The sequence below is a fragment of the Psychrobacter sp. T6-1 genome (assembly GCF_052258445.1).
Window position 1 is genome coordinate 1 of the sequence record NZ_JBQQFC010000697.1, and the last position, 703, is coordinate 703.

Annotated in this window: 1 protein-coding gene; it reads left to right on the forward strand. The window is 74.5% G+C overall.

Annotation, left to right across the window (positions count from 1 at the left end; translation table 11 throughout):
• On the forward strand, window positions 1-703 hold a 703-nt coding region (locus ACTXGO_RS15465; protein ID WP_443575143.1), incomplete at both ends, for an acyltransferase domain-containing protein.

Consider the following 703-nt stretch of genomic DNA (forward strand, 5'->3'; position numbering starts at 1 on the left):
TGCTGCGTCGCCGCGCTCGCCGCCTGGCGGGGGCTGGCGTTCTCCGGCCGCGCCATCGTGGCCGGCTACAGCATCGGCGATCTCGCCGCCTGGGGCGTCGCCGGGCGGATCGCCGACGCCGACGTCCTGGCCCTGGCCGCCCGGCGCGCCGAGGCCATGGATTCCGCCTCCGGGGAGGGGTTCGGGCTCGCCGGGATCCGGGGCCTCGGGCTCGACGCACTCGAATCCCTGGCCGGACGTCGCGCCTGCCACCTCGCTATCCGCAACGCCCCGGATAGCGCCGTCGTCGGGGGGCGACACGATGCGCTCGAAGCCCTGTGCCGGGACGCCACCGGGGCGGGGGCGCAGCGGGCTGTGGTGCTACCGGTCCACACGCCCTCGCACACGCCGCTGCTGGCGGAAGCAAGCGATGCGTTCCGAAGCGCGCTCGGCGCCGTCACCCTGCACCGCCCGCCGGCCGGCGCCCCGCGCCTCGTCAACGGACTCGACGGGGCGACGATGTTCCGGCCCGAGGATGGTCTCGACAAACTGGCACGCCAAATCTCCCATACCATTGACTGGGCAGCCTGCCTCGAAGCCGCCCGGGAATACGGCGCCGACCGGGTCATCGAACTCGGCCCCGGCCACGCGCTGGCCACGATGGCGCGGTCGGCCCTACCCGACGCCCGGGTCCATGCGCTGGAGGAATTCCGGTCGCTCGACG